The sequence below is a fragment of the Thauera sp. genome (genome assembly GCF_034003485.1).
Classification (GTDB): Bacteria; Pseudomonadota; Gammaproteobacteria; order Burkholderiales; family Rhodocyclaceae; genus Thauera.
In genome coordinates this window covers 1-18,074 of record NZ_JAVEYL010000040.1, presented here as the reverse complement: position 1 = coordinate 18,074, position 18,074 = coordinate 1, and the positions used below count along the sequence as shown (strand labels likewise).

13 protein-coding genes are annotated in these 18,074 nt (G+C 65.8%); 12 read left to right on the top strand and 1 reads right to left on the bottom strand.

The features are described 5' to 3' along the window. Positions 1-228: 228 nt before the first annotated feature. Both RBT54_RS16440 and RBT54_RS16435 read left to right on the top strand, forming a co-directional pair. Positions 229-507 carry a hypothetical protein gene (locus RBT54_RS16440; RefSeq protein WP_013124623.1) on the top strand — a complete coding sequence of 93 codons (279 nt, stop codon included), beginning with the start codon at positions 229-231 and terminating at the stop codon, positions 505-507. After that, positions 504-788, top strand: a complete 285-nt coding sequence (locus tag RBT54_RS16435; protein WP_011342942.1) for a type II toxin-antitoxin system mRNA interferase toxin, RelE/StbE family — start codon at positions 504-506, stop codon at positions 786-788. The genes RBT54_RS16440 and RBT54_RS16435 overlap by 4 nt, the downstream gene beginning before the upstream one ends. A gap of 543 nt (positions 789-1,331) precedes the next feature. On the opposite strand, the gene RBT54_RS16430 is transcribed toward RBT54_RS16435, so the two are convergent. Beyond that, a complete protein-coding gene (locus RBT54_RS16430) occupies positions 1,332-2,342 on the bottom strand; it encodes an AraC family transcriptional regulator (RefSeq protein WP_273422476.1) in 1,011 nt (336 codons plus the stop codon). 260 nt (positions 2,343-2,602) lie between these two features. On the opposite strand from RBT54_RS16430, the gene RBT54_RS16425 reads away from it, so the two are divergent. From RBT54_RS16425 to RBT54_RS16380, 10 genes are all read left to right on the top strand, one after another. Next, the gene (locus RBT54_RS16425; protein WP_320368127.1) at positions 2,603-4,246 is read left to right on the top strand and encodes a fatty acid--CoA ligase; all 1,644 of its coding nucleotides are present in this window, start codon (positions 2,603-2,605) and stop codon (positions 4,244-4,246) included. Positions 4,247-4,274: 28 nt separating this feature from the next. After that, the gene (locus RBT54_RS16420; protein WP_320368126.1) at positions 4,275-6,671 is read left to right on the top strand and encodes a 3-hydroxyacyl-CoA dehydrogenase/enoyl-CoA hydratase family protein; all 2,397 of its coding nucleotides are present in this window, start codon (positions 4,275-4,277) and stop codon (positions 6,669-6,671) included. Between the two features lie 22 nt (positions 6,672-6,693). After that, a complete protein-coding gene (locus RBT54_RS16415) occupies positions 6,694-7,890 on the top strand; it encodes an acetyl-CoA C-acyltransferase (RefSeq protein ID WP_043741565.1) in 1,197 nt (398 codons plus the stop codon). 26 nt (positions 7,891-7,916) lie between these two features. Next, entirely contained in the window at positions 7,917-9,713 is a 1,797-nt protein-coding gene (locus RBT54_RS16410; RefSeq protein ID WP_043741563.1) for an acyl-CoA dehydrogenase, read from the top strand. Between the two features lie 263 nt (positions 9,714-9,976). Further along, entirely contained in the window at positions 9,977-11,947 is a 1,971-nt protein-coding gene (locus RBT54_RS16405) for a DUF1302 domain-containing protein (protein ID WP_197068716.1), read from the top strand. A 220-nt stretch (positions 11,948-12,167) separates the two neighbouring features. Further along, positions 12,168-12,917, top strand: a complete 750-nt coding sequence (locus RBT54_RS16400) for an electron transfer flavoprotein subunit beta/FixA family protein (RefSeq protein ID WP_043741560.1) — start codon at positions 12,168-12,170, stop codon at positions 12,915-12,917. A 2-nt stretch (positions 12,918-12,919) separates the two neighbouring features. Then, positions 12,920-13,855, top strand: a complete 936-nt coding sequence (locus RBT54_RS16395; RefSeq protein WP_276659064.1) for an electron transfer flavoprotein subunit alpha/FixB family protein — start codon at positions 12,920-12,922, stop codon at positions 13,853-13,855. Positions 13,856-14,027: 172 nt separating this feature from the next. Next, positions 14,028-15,662 (top strand): electron transfer flavoprotein-ubiquinone oxidoreductase, encoded by a 1,635-nt coding sequence (locus RBT54_RS16390; RefSeq protein WP_320368125.1) that lies wholly within the window; start codon positions 14,028-14,030, stop codon positions 15,660-15,662. Between the two features lie 67 nt (positions 15,663-15,729). After that, on the top strand, positions 15,730-17,058 hold the full coding sequence (locus tag RBT54_RS16385; RefSeq protein ID WP_043741549.1) for an NAD(P)/FAD-dependent oxidoreductase: 1,329 nt from the start codon (positions 15,730-15,732) through the stop codon (positions 17,056-17,058). Between the two features lie 165 nt (positions 17,059-17,223). Continuing rightward, positions 17,224-17,580: a hypothetical protein gene (locus RBT54_RS16380; RefSeq protein WP_082047670.1), complete on the top strand. Its 357-nt coding sequence runs from the start codon at positions 17,224-17,226 to the stop codon at positions 17,578-17,580. Positions 17,581-18,074 lie beyond the last annotated feature (494 nt).

Genomic DNA, 18,074 nt, shown 5'->3' with positions numbered 1-18,074 from the left:
CCATCAAGACGCGGTTTCCGCATGGTAGCGTCTGGCGACACAGTTTTCCGCACAATTTTGCGGCCACTCGGAGCTTGGTGCAGAGGGCTGTTGAAGATCTGTCGACAATCAAATGTTTTCCGACAGGCCTTGGCCTAGCGCACGCCCGCCTTGCAGCGTTCTGTGAATAGCGCTTAGTAATGACGGCGTATATACTTTGTTAGTATCAAGTGGCAGGAGGCCCCGATCATGTCAAAACAAGCCGTTTTCACGATGAAGCTGGAGCCTGAGTTGCGCGCCGAGTTTATGGCCGAAGCCGAGGCGGCCCATCGCCCGGCGTCACAAGTGCTGCGCGAGCTGATGCGCGAGTTCGTTCAGCGCCAGCGCGAGTCGCGCGAGTACGACGAGTTCCTGCGCCGCAAGGTCGAAGCCGGCCGGGCTTCGATGCGCGCTGGATTGGGGCGGTCGAACGATGAAGTTGAGGCCGAATTCGCCGCACGGCGTGCCAGTGTGGCGAGGCAGTCGTGAGAGTTGTCTGGACGCCCGAAGCGCAGCAAGACCGTGCCGATGTGTGGGACTACATCGCAGCCGACAATCCGCGCGCGGCGGCCCGGATGGATGAGATTTTCAGCGACGCGGCCGCCCGCTTGATCCAGCACCCCATGCTGGGCAAGCCGGGAAAGATTCCCGGGACCCGCGAGTTGATCCCGCACGAAAGCTATCGCCTGGTGTATCAGATCGACGGCGAAACGGTGTGGATACTGACGCTGGTTCATACTGCCCGCCTGTGGCCGCCTGTGCGCGATTAAGAGATGATCATGGCAACAATGAAACGGCGCGTTGACAGACTGCTTTCGAGCCAGACCGCGGTCGGCGGCAGGCGGCCACGACCCGCCGTTCAGCTCGCAGGCAGAACGGCCGTTCGGGTGGCCGCTCTGCCCAGAAACCGGCCATCCGATCGACGCGATCAACTCAGAATCCACGCACGGAAGCACTTGGGTGAACCGTAGTCAAATCAGTAAGGGTGGCGGCATCGAGTTCAGACCGCGCGCGGCCCGGGCAGTGCGCTCGGCGTCGGCGGGCCTCAAGGGTCGATGGCGGCAAACAGGATCGAGTCATGCAGGTCCGAACGGTTCTCCTTCACGCACAGCACGTAATGCGCGCCGCGCTCACGGGTCGTGCGCGCAATCACAATTGAGTGCAATGACCCTCTCCCGATCCGCGCCAAAGCACCCGCAACGCTTCCATCGGCGCCGTGCCCAGCGGGTGCTGCGGGCGAACGATGGCGAGTTCTAACGCGACCGGCCACCTGCAAGGCATGGATCGGCCCCTTGGTGACCTGCTGGCGAACCTCACTTGGGGCGATAGGCGCCTGGCGTGCTGCCGGTCCATTTCCGGAACGCGCGATGAAAGGCGTTGGGGTCCTCGAAGCCCATTTCCTGGCCAATGACGGCGATCGGGGTCTTGGTTTTCGTCAACAACTGAATCGTCGCGTCCCTGCGGAGTTCATCCTTGATCGCCTGGAAGGTGGTGCCTTCCGCAGCCAGCCGGCGGGTCAGCGTGCGCACGGACAGGTGCAGCGCGCTCGCGGTCTGCCCGGCGGTGGTCGGGAGGCTGAGGCGCGGACGCAAATGCTCGCGGACCTTCTGCCTGGTCGGGTGCTGCTCGAAGGCGACGAACAGCCAGTCGCCGGGGGCTCGGGCGAGGAAACGGGCGAGCGAGCGCCGATCCTGGCGGATCGGCGTGGCCAACTGGGCGGCCTCGAAGTAGAGGGCTGAAACCGCTTGCTCGAAAAACACCGGGCCGGGATAGAGAAAACCATATTCCGACGCGTGGCTCGGGCGCCGATAACTGCAATCGACGCGCGCCAGGGTCATGCGGTGCCCGGTGAGCCAGGAGGCCACGCCGTGGATCAGCTTGAGCAAGATCTCCTGTCCGAAGGTATTCGCCGCGGCCTGCGGCATCCGCGGAATCAGGGCCATCCGGACGAGACTGCCTTCGCGGGAAAGTTCGATGCGGAAGTCATCCAGTAGCAGATGAAAGAAGCGACTGAGTCGGAACAGGGCGGTCTGCAGCGTCGCCGAGTCCAGCAGGCTGAGGCAGAGAAACTTCAACGAGCCCGAATGCACGGGCCGCGAAAACATTCCCGGCAGTTCGTCATCCAGTTGGTTGGCCAGTTGCCGGTAGAGCGTGGCGAACTGTTCGGTGGTCACCCTGGCCGTTTCCGCGTCAAGGAGGACCGGAGCGATACCCGCCTTCGCCAGCGCTTCCGCTTGCCCCGCCGGATCGAGCGGCGTGCCGTTCAACAGATTCAGCACGAAGGACATCGGGATCGTGCCGGCAGTGATTTCGGTCGGGGCCATGGTGCGGCGCTTTGCATCGCAATAATGGCCGATTATGCAAGTGTTTCGGCGCAAGTCGCAATCGACATCGGAAGCGCTCGTTCTTAGAATCGCTCCTGAAATCCACGCATAAGTGGATTGGATTGCCAGATCGTCCGGCAGCCCCTGCAGTCTTGTGTCGATGGGGGAAGCCGGGTTCAGGCGAAAGGCGCATGGCGGAAGGTGTTGGTTGGCCCAAGCCGGCGCGCAAGAAGAGAGAAAATTTTCCGGAGACCTCGCTCGTGCCCACCGAATCCATCCAAGCCGCAGCTTCGGCTTACGCCTACCCGCTGCTGATCAAGCAACTTCTGCATACACCGCTGGCGACCGCCGCCGATCAGGAGATCGTCTACCGCGACAGTCACCGCCAGACCTACCGCGACCTGGCCGCCCGGATCCGTCGCCTGGCCAATGCACTGCGCGATGCCGGGATCGGCCCGGGCGATACCGTCGCGGTGATGGATTGGGACAGCCACCGCTATCTCGAATGCTTCTTCGCCGTGCCGATGATGGGTGCGGTGCTGCAGACGGTGAATGTGCGCCTGTCGCCAGAGCAGATCCTGTACACGCTGAATCACGCCGGTGCCGACATCGTCCTGGTCAACGCCGATTTCATGCCGGTGCTGGCGGGCATCAAGGGCCAGCTGGAGACGGTGAAGCGCTTCGTGCTGATCTCCGATACCGGCAACGACATGGCCATGTGGCAGATTCCCTTTGTCGGCGAGTACGAGGCCTTGCTGGCGAAGGCGTCGAGCGAGTACGACTTCCCCGACTTCGACGAGAACACGCGGGCGACGACCTTCTACACGACCGGTACGACCGGGCTGCCGAAGGGCGTCTATTTCAGCCACCGCCAACTGGTGCTGCACACGCTGGCGGTCGCCACGCATCTGGGCACCGCAGAGGGCCACGGCCGTCTGCACCGTGGCGACGTGTACATGCCAATCACCCCGATGTTCCACGTCCACGCGTGGGGCGTGCCCTACATCGCGACGCTGCTCGGCCTCAAGCAGGTCTATCCCGGCCGCTATGCGCCCGAGACGCTGGCCCGCTACATCCACGACGAGAAGGTGACCTTCTCGCACTGCGTGCCGACCATCCTGCAGATGCTGCTGACCAACGCCGAGGCGAAGGCGGTCGATCTCAAGGGCTGGAAGGTGATCATCGGCGGTTCGGCGTTTCCCAAAGGGCTCGCCACCGCGGCGCTGGAGCGCGGTATCGACGTTTTCTGCGGATACGGCATGTCGGAAACCTGCCCGATCCTGACCGTCGCCCGCGTGCCCGGCGACCTCCCGGCCGAGGATCTGGACGGCCAGGCCGACCAGCGCATCCGCACCGGCTATCCGGTGCCGCTGGTCGATCTCCACACCGTCGACGGCGACCTCCTCGACACGCCCCGTGACGGCAAGAGCTCCGGCGAGATCGTCGTCCGCGCGCCGTGGCTGACCATGGGCTACCTGCACAACCCGTCCGCATCGGACGAGCTGTGGGCGGGTGGCTACCTCCATACCGGCGACATCGGAGTCATCGACCCGGCCGGCTGCCTGCAGGTGACCGACCGCCTGAAGGACGTGATCAAGACCGGCGGCGAGTGGGTGTCCTCGCTCGAGCTCGAGAACATCATCTCCCAGCACCCGGCGGTCAGCGAGGTCGCCGTGGTCGGGGTGAAGGACGACAAGTGGGGCGAGCGTCCGCTGGCGATGGTTGTCCTCAAGCCGGGGCAGACGGCCACGGCCGACGAGATCAAGGCCACCGTCGCGAAATCCGCCGAAGCCGGCCACATCTCGCGCTACGCGGTGCCCGACGAGATCCGTTTCGTGGAGGAGCTGGCGCGCACCAGCGTCGGCAAGATCAACAAGAAAGCCATTCGCGAACATCTGGCCTGACGGCCATCGCAAACCAGGAGTCAATCGCGTGAAAAGACTGCAAATCAAGAAAGCCGCCGTACTCGGCGCCGGGGTCATGGGCGCGCAGATCGCGGCGCATCTCGCCAATGCCGGCGTGCCGGTCGTCCTCTTCGACCTGCCCGCGAAGGAAGGCGACAAGAACGGCATCGTCAAGAAGGCCATCGACGGCCTGAAGAAGCTCGAACCGGCGCCGCTGGCGAACAAGGCGGCGCTGAAGCTGATCTCGGCCGCCAACTACGACGAACATCTGGCCCAGTTGGCCGGCTGCGAGTTGATCATCGAGGCGATCGCCGAGCGCATGGACTGGAAGAACGACCTGTACGGCAAGATCGTGCCGCACATTGCGGCCAATGCCATCATCGCTTCCAACACCTCCGGACTGTCGATCGACGCGCTGTCGCAGGCGCTCCCGGCCGATGTGCGTCCGCGCTTCTGCGGCATCCACTTCTTCAACCCGCCGCGCTACATGCGCCTGGTCGAGATCATCGCCACCCGCACGACCGATGCGGGCACGCTCGACGGGCTCGAGACCTGGCTGACCTCGCGCCTCGGCAAGGGTGTGATCCGCGCCCTCGACACGCCCAACTTCGTCGCCAACCGTATCGGCGTTCTCTCGATCCTGGCGGTGATGCATCACACCCGGCGCTTCGAGCTTGGCTTCGATGTGGTCGACGCCCTGACCGGGCCGAAGATCGGCCGCCCGAAGAGCGCCACCTACCGCACGGCGGACGTCGTCGGCCTGGATACGCTGGCCCACGTCGTGCGCAACATGCACGGCACGCTGCCCGACGATCCATGGCATGCGCATTTCAATGTGCCGGCCTGGCTGGAACAGTTGATCGCGCAGGGGGCCCTGGGCCAGAAGACCAAGGGCGGCATCTTCCGCAGGGTCGGCAAGGAAGTCCACGTGCTGGACCTCGGCCTGCAGGATTTCCGCCCCTCGACCGGCGAACTCAGCGCCGAGGTGGCGGGCATCCTCAAGGACAGGAACCCGGCCAGCCGCTTCGCCGCACTGCGTGCCTCGAAGGACCCGCAGGCGAAGTTCCTGTGGGCGATCTTCCGCGACGTCTTCCACTATGCCGCCGTGCAGCTCGAATCCATCGCCGACAATGCCCGCGATGTGGATCTCGCGATGCGCTGGGGTTTTGGCTGGGCGCAGGGGCCGTTCGAGATCTGGCAGTCCGCCGGCTGGGCGGACATCGCCCGGGCGATCGCCGCCGACATCGCCGCCGGCGAGACGATGAGCGATACGCCGCTGCCGGCCTGGGTGCTGGAAGATCGCGAGGGTGTGCACACGCCGCAGGGCTCGTGGTCGCCGCGCCGCAAGGCCTATATGCCGCGCTCCGCGCTGCCGGTGTACCAGCGCCAGCTTTTCCAGGAAGCCGTCCTCGGCGACGGTTCGCTGTCGCCCGAGCAGTCCGGCGAGACGCTGTTCGAGAACGACGGTGTCCGTCTGTGGCGTCTGCCGGCGGTCGACGCCGGCATCGGCATCCTCTCCTTCAAGTCCAAGATGCACGCCATCGGCAGCGAAGTGGTGGAGGGTGTGGTGGCAGCGGTGCGCCAGGCCGAGCAGAGCCTGTCCGGCCTGGTCATCTGGCACCAGCCGCCGTTCGCCGTCGGCGCCAACCTGGCCCAGGTGGCCGAGGGGTGTGCGGCCGGCGATTTTGCCAAGCTCGACAGCTATGTCGCCGCCTTCCAGCAGGCCGGTCAGGCGCTGAAGTATGCGGCGGTGCCGGTGGTGGCGGCGGTACAGGGCATGGCGCTGGGCGGCGGCTGCGAGTTCGCCATGCAGGCAACGCGCCGCGTGCTGGCGCTGGAGAGCTACATGGGCCTGGTCGAAGCGGGCGTCGGCCTGATCCCGGCCGGCGGCGGCTGCAAGGAGTTTGCGCTGCAGGCGGCGGAATGGGCGGGGCGGACCTCGACCCCGGCCGAGCTGATGGCCTTCCTGCAACCGGTGTTCATGAACATCGCCACGGCCAAGGTCTCGAAGAGCGCCGCGGAGGCGGTGGGCTACGGCTTCGCCCGCGCGACCGATACCGTGCTGTTCCATCCCGACGAGCTGCTCTACGTGGCGATCCGCGAAGCTCGTGCGCTGGCCGAATCCGGCTATGCGCCCCCCGCCACGGCGCGTGCCGTGCCGGTGGCCGGGCGCGGCGGCATCGCGACCCTGGAGATGACGCTGGTCAACATGCGTGACGGCGGCATGATCTCCGCGTACGACTACCAGGTTGCCCGTGCCGCGGCGGTTGCGCTGTGCGGTGGTGAAGTCGACAGCGGCAGTCTGGTCGATGAGGCCTGGCTGCTCACGGTCGAGCGCCGCCTGTTCGTCGAGCTGCTGAAGAACCCCCAAACCCAGGCCCGGATCCAGCACATGCTCGAGACCGGCAAGCCGCTCCGCAACTGATCCGGCCCAGGAGAACACCATAATGAGCAAACAGATTCAGGAAGCCTACATCGTCGCCGCGACCCGCCTGCCGGTGGGCAAGCGCAACGGCATGTTCAGGAATGCGCGGCCGGACGACATGCTGGCCCACGCCATCCGCGCCGTGGTCGCGCAGGCACCGGGCGTCGACCCGGCCCGCATCGGCGACGTCATCGTCGGCTGCGCCATCCCCGAAGCCGAGCAGGGCATGAACGTGGCCCGCATCGGCGCGCTGCTCGCCGGTCTGCCGAACACCGTCCCGGGCATCACCATCAACCGCTTCTGCTCCTCCGGCCTGCAGGCCGTGGCCGACGCCGCCAATCAGATCCGTCTGGGCCTGGCCGATGTGATGATCGCCGCCGGTACGGAGTCGATGACCGCGATGTCCAACATCATGGGCAACAAGGTGGCGGCCAACCCCGCCTGGTTCTCCGATGAAAACATCGGCATTGCCTATGGCATGGGCCTGACCGCCGAGAAGGTGGCGCAGCAGTGGGGCATCGGCCGCGAGGCGCAGGATGTCTTTGCCGAAGCATCCCACCGCAAGGCCTGCGCCGCGATCGCTGCCGGCCATTTCAGGGCCGAGACCTCGCCCTTCACCGTGCGCGACTACAAGCCCGATCTGGCAAGCGGCGAAATCCGCCAGCGCGAGCGCACGCCGACCGACGACGAGGGCGCACGCCCGGACATCTCCGTCGAGAAGCTCGCCAGGCTGCGCCCGGTCTTCCATGCCAAGGGCTCGGTCACCGCGGGCAACGCCTCGCAGATGTCCGATGGCGCCGGCGCTGTGATGCTGGTCTCGGAGAAGGTCCTGAAGGAACACAACCTGACCCCGCTCGCCCGCTTTGCCGGCTTTGCCGTCGGCGGGGTGGCGCCGGAGATCATGGGCGTCGGTCCGATCGTCGCGATCCCCAAGGTGCTGCAGCAAGCCGGCATCCGCAAGGAAGACCTGGACTGGATCGAGCTGAACGAAGCCTTCGCAGCGCAGGCGCTGGCCGTGATCAAGGAACTCGACCTCGACCCGTCGAAGATCAACCCGCTGGGCGGCGCGATCGCGCTCGGCCACCCGCTCGGTGCCACCGGCGCCATCCGCACGGCGACGCTGCTGCACGGCATGCGCCGCACCGGCGGCAAGTACGGGATGGTCAGCATGTGCATCGGCACGGGCATGGGTGCCGCCGGCATCTTCGAAAGCATCTGAACGAACAGATCGAAAGAGAGAACACCATGAGTGATTACATCGCCCCCGTGAAGGACATGCGCTTCGTGATGGACGAGATCGTCGGTCTTGACGCCATCGCCGCGCTTCCCGGCTACGAAGAAGCCACGCCCGACATGGCGGACGCCATCCTCGAGGAGGCGGCCAAGTTCGCCAGCGGCGTGCTGGCCCCGCTCAACTGGATCGGCGACACGCAGGGCTGCAAGCTCGGGCCTGACGGCGTCGTCACCGCCGACGGCTGGAAGGAGGCCTACAAGGCCTTCTGCGACGCCGGCTGGAACGGCCTCGCCTCGCCGACGGCGCACGGCGGGCAGGGCCTGCCGGAAACCATCGGCATCGCGGTCAAGGAGATGGCCTCGGCCGCCAACCTGTCCTTCTCGCTCGGGCCGCTGCTGACCGCCGGCGCCGTGGCTGCGCTGCTGACCTGCGCCAGCGACGAACTCAAGGCCATCTACCTGGAGAAGATGATCTCCGGCGAATGGACCGGCACGATGAACCTGACGGAGCCGAATGCGGGTTCCGACCTGGCCCTGATCCGCAGCCGCGCCGAGCCGCAGGCAGACGGCAGCTACCGCGTCTTCGGCCAGAAGATCTTCATCACCTATGGCGACCACGACATGACGGACAACATCGTCCATCTCGTCCTCGCCCGCCTGCCGGACGCCCCGGCGGGCGTGAGGGGCATCTCGCTCTTCCTGGTGCCGAAGTTCCTGGTCAATGCCGATGGTTCGCTCGGCGAGCGCAACGACGCCTACTGCGTGTCGATCGAGCACAAGCTCGGCATCCACGCCAGCCCGACCTGCGTCATGGCCTTCGGTGACAAAGGCGGCGCCGTCGGCTATCTGCTGGGTGAGGCGAATCGCGGCCTCGAGTACATGTTCATCATGATGAACGAGGCGCGCATGGGCGTCGGTCTGCAGGGGGTCGCCCTCGGCGAGCGCGCCTACCAGCAGGCGCTCGGCTATGCCCGCGAACGCAAGCAGGGGCGGGACGCCGTGACCGGCGAAGCGCTGGTCACGATCGACAAGCATCCGGACGTGCGCCGCATGCTGATGCTGATGAAGTCGCGCGTCGAAGCCTGCCGCGCGGTCACCTACTTCACCGCCGGGCTGCTCGACCGTGCGCACGCCGGCACCGATCCCGAGCAGAAGAAGCGCGACCTGTTCCTGGCCGAACTGCTGATTCCCGTGGTCAAGGGTGGCGGCACGGAGATGGCGGTCGAGGTGACTTCGCTCGGCATCCAGGTGCACGGCGGCATGGGCTTCATCGAGGAGACCGGCGCCGCGCAGCACTGGCGCGATTCGCGCATCACGACGATCTACGAAGGCACCACCGGCATCCAGGCCAACGACCTGATCTTCCGCAAGCTGATGCGCGACCAGGGCGCCACCGCCCAGGCCGTCCTCTCCGAGGTGCAGGGCACGGCCGACGCGCTGCTGGCTTCCGACCGGCCCGAACTGCGTGCCATCGGCGCGCAACTGCTGGGCGCGAAACAGGCCTGGTCCGACGCCACGGAGTGGGTACTGGGCACTGTCAGGTCGGACGTTGCGGCCGTGCTGACCGCGGCCCTGCCGTACCTCAACCTAGCCGTCCTCGTCTGCGGCGGCTGGATGATGGGCAGGGCGGCCTTGGCCGCCGCCGGCTACCTGGACAGCGAAGCCGGCGACCAGCGGTTCTATCGCAGCAAGATCGCCACCGCCGGCTTCTACGCTGACCAACTGCTGGCGCAGGCCGAGGCCTGGAGCAAGGTGGCGATGGCCGGCGACGCGGCGATCCGGGGCTTTGGCGACGTGCTGTTCGAATGAGACAGAGCCCGTCCGCGAGGTAACAGGCCGGTTTCGACCAGCGGAGCTCCCTCTCTCCCTCTGTTGGCGATTTGCCCATCCGGCACATGTGCCGGATGGGGTCTTTTCCTGCGCGGCTGATCCCGGAAAACCCATCCCCATCCCTATTCCCATTCCCATGCCCCTGCACGGGGGCGCTCGAGCGGTCGAATCGACGCTCGCATTGCAAGAAAACCTCAAAACAACACCGCCCATTCAGGCGATATCGACCAAAGGAGCAAGACGTGAAGGAAACGTTCATCGACAAGGCCCCCGATCGAGCCAGGTGCCATGGCTGTACCCCTGCTGATCGAGACCCTGCAGCGCAGGCAATCCGTGCCGTTGCGCAAGGGGCGGCGCGGGCGAGCACGACGACTGCAAGCGGCGTTCGCGGCCAGTGGCGCGCGTCGTCGATTCGCATCCTGGGGACTGCCGTGCTTGCACATACGTGCCTCATGGGCGCGGTACAGGCGGCTGAGCTGACCGCCGGAGGGCCCGGCGTCGCGAAGCCGAAGGAATTCCAGTTCGGCGAGGTGACGGTCCGCACCAAGGGGACGATGACCTACGGCACCATCATCCGCGCGGATGACCGTAATCCCGAGCTGGTTCCGTACGGCAACGGCGTAGCAGTGGGCGTCAACGGTACGGCGAGGGGCGGCACCAACAATGACGACGGCGAACTGAATTACGGGCGTGGCGACCATACCTCGACCGTGCTCAAGGCCGTGCTCGATGCCGACCTGAAGTACCGGAACCTGGGGATGTTCGTGCGCGTCAAGGCCTGGCACGACTTCGACCTTGAAGATGACAGCGTCCCGCACGGCAATGCGGCCAACGGCTACGCGCCCGACAAGAACCTTAGCGACAAGGGCTTTAGTCGCCTCGGACGTTTCTCGGGGGCCGACCTGAGGGCCAACGTCTACGGCAACTTCGACCTGGACGGCAAATCCCTGCTCACCCGCATCGGCTATCAGACCATCGACTGGGGCTCCCCAGGTACGATTCTGGGCGGTCTGGAGCAGATCAACCCGATCGACAATCCCGCGCGCCTGCGCGCCGGCGCGGTTCCCGAGGAGACCCGGATTCCGATTCCGGCGGTCTTCGCCAGGCTGGGCCTGAACAAGAACACCAATGTCGAGGCGTTCTACCAGTTCGGCTTCCGCCCCAGCGAACTGGCGGGCTGCGGCACCTTCGGTGCATTCGTCGACTACGCGACTGCGGGCTGCAACCAGGTCTTCGTCGCGCCTGTGACGGTCAGCGATGCACAAGCCGAGGAGCTTGGGCTGGTCGTCAAGCGCGGGGCGGACGGGGATCCTTCGGACGGCGGCCAATATGGCGTCGGCGTGACTTATCTTGCCGAGAACCTGGGGCAGTTCGGCGCCTATTTCGCCAACTATCACAGCCGCCGGCTCGCGGTCAGCGTGCTCAAGTCGTCAGGGACCGCCCCGCTCATTCCGGGCGACCCCAACGGCGAGAATGTGCAGTACTTCGTTGAATATCCGGAAGACGTGAAGGTCTGGGGGCTGAACTTCAAGACGCGCCTGCCTGACCAGACCCGGGTCTTCGCTGAATATACCTACCGCCCCAACCAGACCATCCAGTTGGCGACCGCAGATTTGCTCTCGGCATTCGTGTCGAACACCGCCCCGAGCCTGCTCCGGGCCGATGCGACGGCGACGCCGGCGGGCGGTGTCTACCACGGCTACGACCGCCTCAAGATGAGCCAATTCAGCGCCGGTGCGTCCAGGCCGTTCGGCAAGGTGCTGGGCGGCGACTTCACCCTGGCGGGCGAAGTCGGCGTGAAGTACATCCACGACCTGCCGGACGTGAGCGAGCGGCGCTACGTTCGCTCCGATCTCTACGGGCAAGGTCCGGTCAACGGCGTGTGCTTGCCTGGAGCGTCGGCTGCGCAGTGCAGCAACGACGGCTACGCCTCGGCGCTGTCCTGGGGCTACCGCCTGAGGGCGTCTTCCGTATATGGCAATGTCTTCGATGGCGTGGATCTCAAGCCGTCCATCACCTTTGGCCATGACGTGAAGGGCTGGTCCTACGACTCGCTCTTCATCGAGGGACGGCGTCTGGCGATCGTTGCGTTGCAGGCGGACGTGAAGAAACGGTTCTTCGTCGAGGCCTCCTGGACGCCGATCTGGGGCGGTCGATACAACTTCGCGAAGGACCGGGATTTCTTCGCCCTCGCCGTCGGCGCGACCTTCTGAAGACAGGGACAGCCGGCAGCTCGCTCAACCCCTTCCGATTGCAAGCCGCACAGCTTGGGAAGGGGGCGGCTGCCGGGTCCGATACAGCCGGTGCCGGCAGATCTGGAAATGACAAACGCGGGCCCCGGATCGAGCAACTCGACTCAGTGGGCATCGCATGCATGGCGAAACAACACGCCATAGACGCGCCAGTCGGCGCCAATAACAAGGAGGATGACTCATGAAGATTCTCGTACCCGTCAAACGCGTTGTCGATTACAACGTGAAGGTTCGCGTCAAGGCCGATGGCAGCGGCGTGGATCTGGCCAACGTCAAGATGAGCATGAACCCCTTCGACGAGATCGCGGTGGAAGAAGCGGTGCGTCTGAAGGAAGCCGGGGTGGTGACCGAAGTCGTGGCGGTGAGCTGCGGCGTGGGTGCCTGCCAGGAGACGCTGCGTGCGGCGCTGGCGATCGGTGCCGACCGCGCCGTCCTGGTCGAGACCGACGTCGAGCTGCAGCCGCTGGCCGTGGCCAAGCTGCTCAAGGCCGTGTGCGACAAGGAACAGCCGAATCTGGTGATCTGCGGCAAGCAGGCCATCGACGACGATGCCAACCAGACCGGCCAGATGCTGGCTGCGCTGGCGGGCTGGGCGCAGGCGACCTTTGCTTCGAAGATCACCCTTGCCGATGGCAAGGCCGCGGTGGCGCGTGAAATCGACGGTGGCGTCGAGACCGTGTCGATCAAGCTGCCGGCGGTGGTCACCACCGACCTGCGCCTGAACGAGCCGCGCTACGCCACGCTGCCCAACATCATGAAGGCCAAGAAGAAGCCGCTCGACACCGTCAAGCCGGCCGACCTCGGCGTCGATGTCACGCCCCGCCTGACCACGCTGAAAGTGTCCGAGCCGCCCAAGCGCAGCGCCGGTGAGCGCGTGGCCGACGTGGCCCAACTGGTCGACAAACTCAAGAACGTTGCGAAGGTGATCTGAACATGGCCATTCTCGTTATTGCTGAACACGACAACCAATCGCTCAAGGCCTCGACGCTCAACACCGTGGCCGCCGCTGGCAAGCTCGGTGGCGACGTCCACGTGCTGGTGGCCGGTGCCGGCTGCGCTGGCGTGGCCGAAGCGGCCGCCAAGGTGGCCGGTGTGGCCAAGGTGCTGGTGTGCGATGCTGCCCACTACGAAGCCCAGACCGCCGAGAACGTTGCCGAACTGGTGAAGGGCCTGGCCGCCGGTTACAGCCATGTGCTCGCCCCGGCGACCCCGGCCGGCAAGAACATGCTGCCGCGCGTGGCCGCGCTGCTCGACGTGGCGCAGATCAGCGAGATCGTCGCGATCGAAAGCCCCGACACCTTCGTGCGCCCGATCTACGCCGGCAACGCGCTGGCCACGGTCAAGAGCGCCGATGCGATCAAGGTCATCACCGTGCGCACCACGGCGTTCGACGCCGCTGCTGCCGAGGGCAACGCCGCCCCGGTGGAAGCCGTCGCTGCGGGCGCCGATCTCGGTGTCACCGCGCTGACCGGCCGCGAGATCGTCAAGAGCGCGCGCCCCGAGCTCGGTGCCGCCAAGGTCATCGTCGCCGGCGGTCGCGGCCTGGGCAGCGGCGACGCCTACCACCAGTTGCTCGAGCCGCTCGCCGACAAGCTCGGCGCTGCGCTCGGTGCCAGCCGCGCCGCGGTCGATGCGGGCTACTGCCCCAACGACTACCAGGTCGGCCAGACCGGCAAGATCGTCGCCCCGCAGCTCTACATCGCGGTCGGCATCTCGGGCGCGATCCAGCATCTGGCGGGTATGAAGGATTCCAAGGTGATCGTGGCGATCAACAAGGATCCGGAAGCCCCGATCTTCCAGGTCGCCGACTACGGCCTCGTGGGCGATCTGTTCCAGGCGGTGCCGGAACTGACTTCCATCCTTGCCTGATCGGAGCTCGCGTTCTCGTTTCCATCGGGTTCGTTAGATCTCATCTCCCTCCCCTCTGAGACTCTCGAACCGTTCCGGCTCGGCAAAGCAGTGCTTTCCGAGCCGTTTTTTTGACTTCGCATCAGGGGTCATGATCGCCCAGGTCAGGATCCCGCCAAAGGAGTATCGAACCATGCGCGAATCAATGGAGTTCGACGTGCTGATCGTCGGCGGCGGCCCGGCCGGGCTGTCGGCTGCGATCAAGCTCAAGCAACTGGCGGCGGCAAAGGGTCAGGAGATCTCGGTGTGCCTGATCGAGAAGGCCGCCGAGATCGGCGCCCACATCCTCTCGGGCGCGGTGATGGACCCGGAGGCGCTCACCGAGCTCTTCCCCGACTGGAAGGAACAGGGCGCCCCGCTCAACACCGCGGTCACCGAGGACAAGGTGCTGTTCCTCTCCGAGACCGGCGCCCGCCAGGCCCCCAACCGCCTGCTGCCCGACTGCTTTGTGAACCACGGCAATTACATCGTGCGCCTGGGCAATCTGGTGAAGTGGCTCGGCGAACAGGCCGAGGCGCTCGGTGTGGAGGTTTACCCGGGCTTTGCCGGCGCCGAGATCCTGTTCGACGAGGCGGGCGCGGTGAAGGGCGTCGCCACCGGCGACATGGGGCTCAATCGTGATGGCACGCCGGGTCCGCACCACCAGCCCGGCATGGAGCTGCACGCCAAGTACACCCTGTTCGCCGAAGGCTGTCGCGGCCACCTCGGCAAGCAGCTCGAGGCACGGTTCAATCTGCGCGAAGGCGCCGACCCCCAGACCTACGGCATCGGCATCAAGGAGCTGTGGGAGGTCAAGCCCGAGAACCATCGCCCGGGCCTCGTGGTGCACACCGCCGGCTGGCCGATGGACAGCGCCACCTACGGCGGCGGCTTCGTCTATCACCTCGAGGACAACCTGGTCGCGGTCGGCTTCGTGGTCGGTCTCAACTACGAGAACCCGCACCTGTCGCCGTTCGAGGAGATGCAGCGCTGGAAGACCCACCCCGAGATCCGCAAATATCTCGAAGGCGGCAAGCGCCTGCAGTACGGCGCGCGCGCGATCGCCGCCGGCGGCCTGCAGAGCCTGCCGCGGCTGATCTTCCCGGGCGGCGGCCTGATCGGCGACGACGCGGGCTTCCTGAACGCCGCGCGCATCAAGGGCAGCCACGCCGCGATCAAGTCCGGCATGCTCGCCGCCGAGGCGGCGTTCGAGGCGCTGGCTGCGGCGCGTGAGCGCGATGCGCTCGAGGCCTATCCGGCCGCCTTCCAGGCTTCCTGGCTGCATGCCGAGCTGCACAAGACGCGCAACTTCAAGCCCTACATGAAGAAGGGGCTGTATCTGGGTTCGCTGCTGTTCGGCATCGACCAGGTGCTGTTCAAGGGCAAGGTGCCGTGGACGCTGCACAACACGTCCGACCACGACCAGCTCAAGCCCGCGGCCGAGTGCGCCAAGATTGCCTATCCCAAGCCCGATGGCGTGCTCACCTTCGATCGCCTGTCCTCGGTGTTCCTGTCCAACACCAACCACGAGGAAGAGCAGCCCTGCCATCTGCAGCTCAAAGACGCTTCGGTGCCGATCGCGATCAACCTGGCGAAATACGACGCCCCCGAGCAGCGCTACTGCCCGGCCGGGGTGTACGAGATCGTGCAAGAGGCGGCCGGACCGCGCCTGCAGATCAACGCCCAGAACTGCGTGCACTGCAAGACCTGCGACATCAAGGATCCGACCCAGAACATCAACTGGGTGGTGCCGCAGGGCGGCGAGGGGCCGATCTATCAGGGCATGTGAGCGCCGGGGCACCGCACAGCCAGCGCCCCCTCACTGCGCCTGCTCCCGACCACAGGATGATGAACCGATGAATCAGAGCAAGACCAGCGCCCCTCACCGCATCGTCATCGTCGGCGGTGGCGCCGGCGGTCTCGAGCTTGCCACCCGCCTGGGCGATACGCTCGGGCGCCAGGGCAAGGCCGAGATCACGCTGATCGAGCGCAAGCAAAGCTACGTCTGGAAGCCCAAGCTGCACGAGATCGCAGCCGGCAGCATGGATATCGGCGACCACGAGGTCGGCTATCTCGCCCATGCTCATCGGCACGGTTTCCGCTTCCGCATCGGCGAGATGACCGGCATCGACCGCATCCGGCGCGAGGTCCAGGTAGCGCCGTTCGCCGACCGCAAGGGGCGCGAAGTCACCCCGGCACGCTCGTTCCCATACGACACCCTGGTCATCGCGGTGGGCAGCCAGAGCAACGACTTCGGCACCCCCGGGGTGCGCGAATATGCGCTCAAGCTCGAGACCGCGGCCGACGCGCGCCGCTTCCACACGCGCATGGTGCATGCCTGTGCGCGCGCACAGGCGCAGCAGGCGCCGCTGCGCCCGGAACAGCTCAAGGTCGCGATCATCGGCGCCGGCGCGACCGGCGTCGAGCTGTCGGCCGAGCTGCACCACACCATGCGCCAGGTCATGGCCTACGGACTCGACCGGGTCGACGCGAAGCGTGACATCAAGGTGGTGCTGATCGAAGCCGGGCCGCGCGTGCTGCCCGCCCTGCCCGAGCGCCTGTCGCGCGCCACCGGGCGCCTGCTGCGCAAGCTCGGCGTCGACGTGCATACCGGCGCCAAGGTCGCGGAGGTGCTCGCCGACGGCGTGCGCCTGGCCGACGGCTCGATGCTGCCGGCAGAGCTGACCGTGTGGGCAGCCGGCGTCAAGGCCGCCGAATTCCTCACCCGCCTCGACGGCCTGGAAACCAATCGCCTCAACCAGTTGCTGGTACGCCAGACCCTGCAGACCACGCTCGATGCCGACATCTTCGCCATGGGCGACTGCGCCGCCTGCCCGTGGCCGGAGAAGAACGGCTTCGTCCCGCCGCGCGCCCAGGCCGCGCACCAGCAGGCCTCGCACCTGTTCAAGCAGATCCGCAGCCGCCTCGACGGCAAGCCGCTGCAGGACTACCACTACCGCGACCTCGGCTCGCTCGTCTCGCTCGGCAAGTTCAGCACCGTCGGCAACATGATGGGCGGCCTGGTGCGCGGCGACCTGTTCATCGAGGGCTGGTACGCCAAGCTGATGTACACCTCGCTCTACAAGATGCACGAGTTGGCGCTACACGGCTGGGCCAAGGTCATCCTGGACACCCTGGCGCGCACGCTGACGCGGCGCACCGAGCCGCAGGTGAAGCTGCACTGAGGGGCATCCGAACCAGGCGATCCATCCACCTGGCGCTAGGTGCCGGAACTCCCTTTTGCCCGCGCTCGTTTCCGAGTGTTGCCGAATTGCCGTATTGAATCCGACTCCCGTATAAACCGGCCACGGATCGCGAAAGGCTCCCCGCCTGCCCGAACCCGACCCGACATGACCTTTCTTCTGGCCACCTCTATCTTCTCGAAAAGGATCGCCCGCGCGCTGGCGAGAGTGTTGGTTGGGCTGCTGATGCTCTCGCATGCCCTGTTCGCGTTCTCGAGCGCAACATCCCTGTCGCACGCACCCTTGCGTGCGACTACACACGCGCATACTGGGGCGGCCACGGATCAAAACGATCATGGTCATAGCCATGATGACTTCGAGGACGAGGGCAGCCCACACCAACACGGTCACAACCCGGCTGATCACAGCCACGACAAGCCGAACGTGCCACCCACGCACGCGATGGGCGTTCCGCCGCTGTCCAATCAGCCTAAATCCGGCAGTTACCCCACCCCGTTTGCATGATCAGGCAGCAAACGAAGTGGGGTAACTGCCGGATTTAGGTTCACAGCTCCGCAACGCTGCCTTTCGGGGTGACAGCTTGACTCGGAAAACTGTCTTCGGGCCATTCAGGTGCTGGACGTCTCTTCTGGGTCGGGTGCCGTCGCGTGCGCAGTGTCAAAGCTGACATGACGAATACGTGAGAAGGGCCGATGCTCGCCGTCCGGTCAGGCTGTTGAGTCGCCCCTGCAGGAGTCACAGCGCTCGTATGTCACGCGCCATCCGAGACGTCAGTCGGCCTCATCCAGACCGGAACAATTTGAACGTGAACGCCCGGCTGCCATTGCCGTGATCGAAATGGCGGCTGGTGACACGACTGCTTGATCTACCCCATACTCGCAGGAACCAGTTGCAAACTGTGCGTATCTGTGATCATCGGATCGGCGCCGACGTCGTAACCAAACGCTACAAGCTGAAGAAAAATCCTTCCTTTCAGACGAAGGAAGGAAGCACAGAGC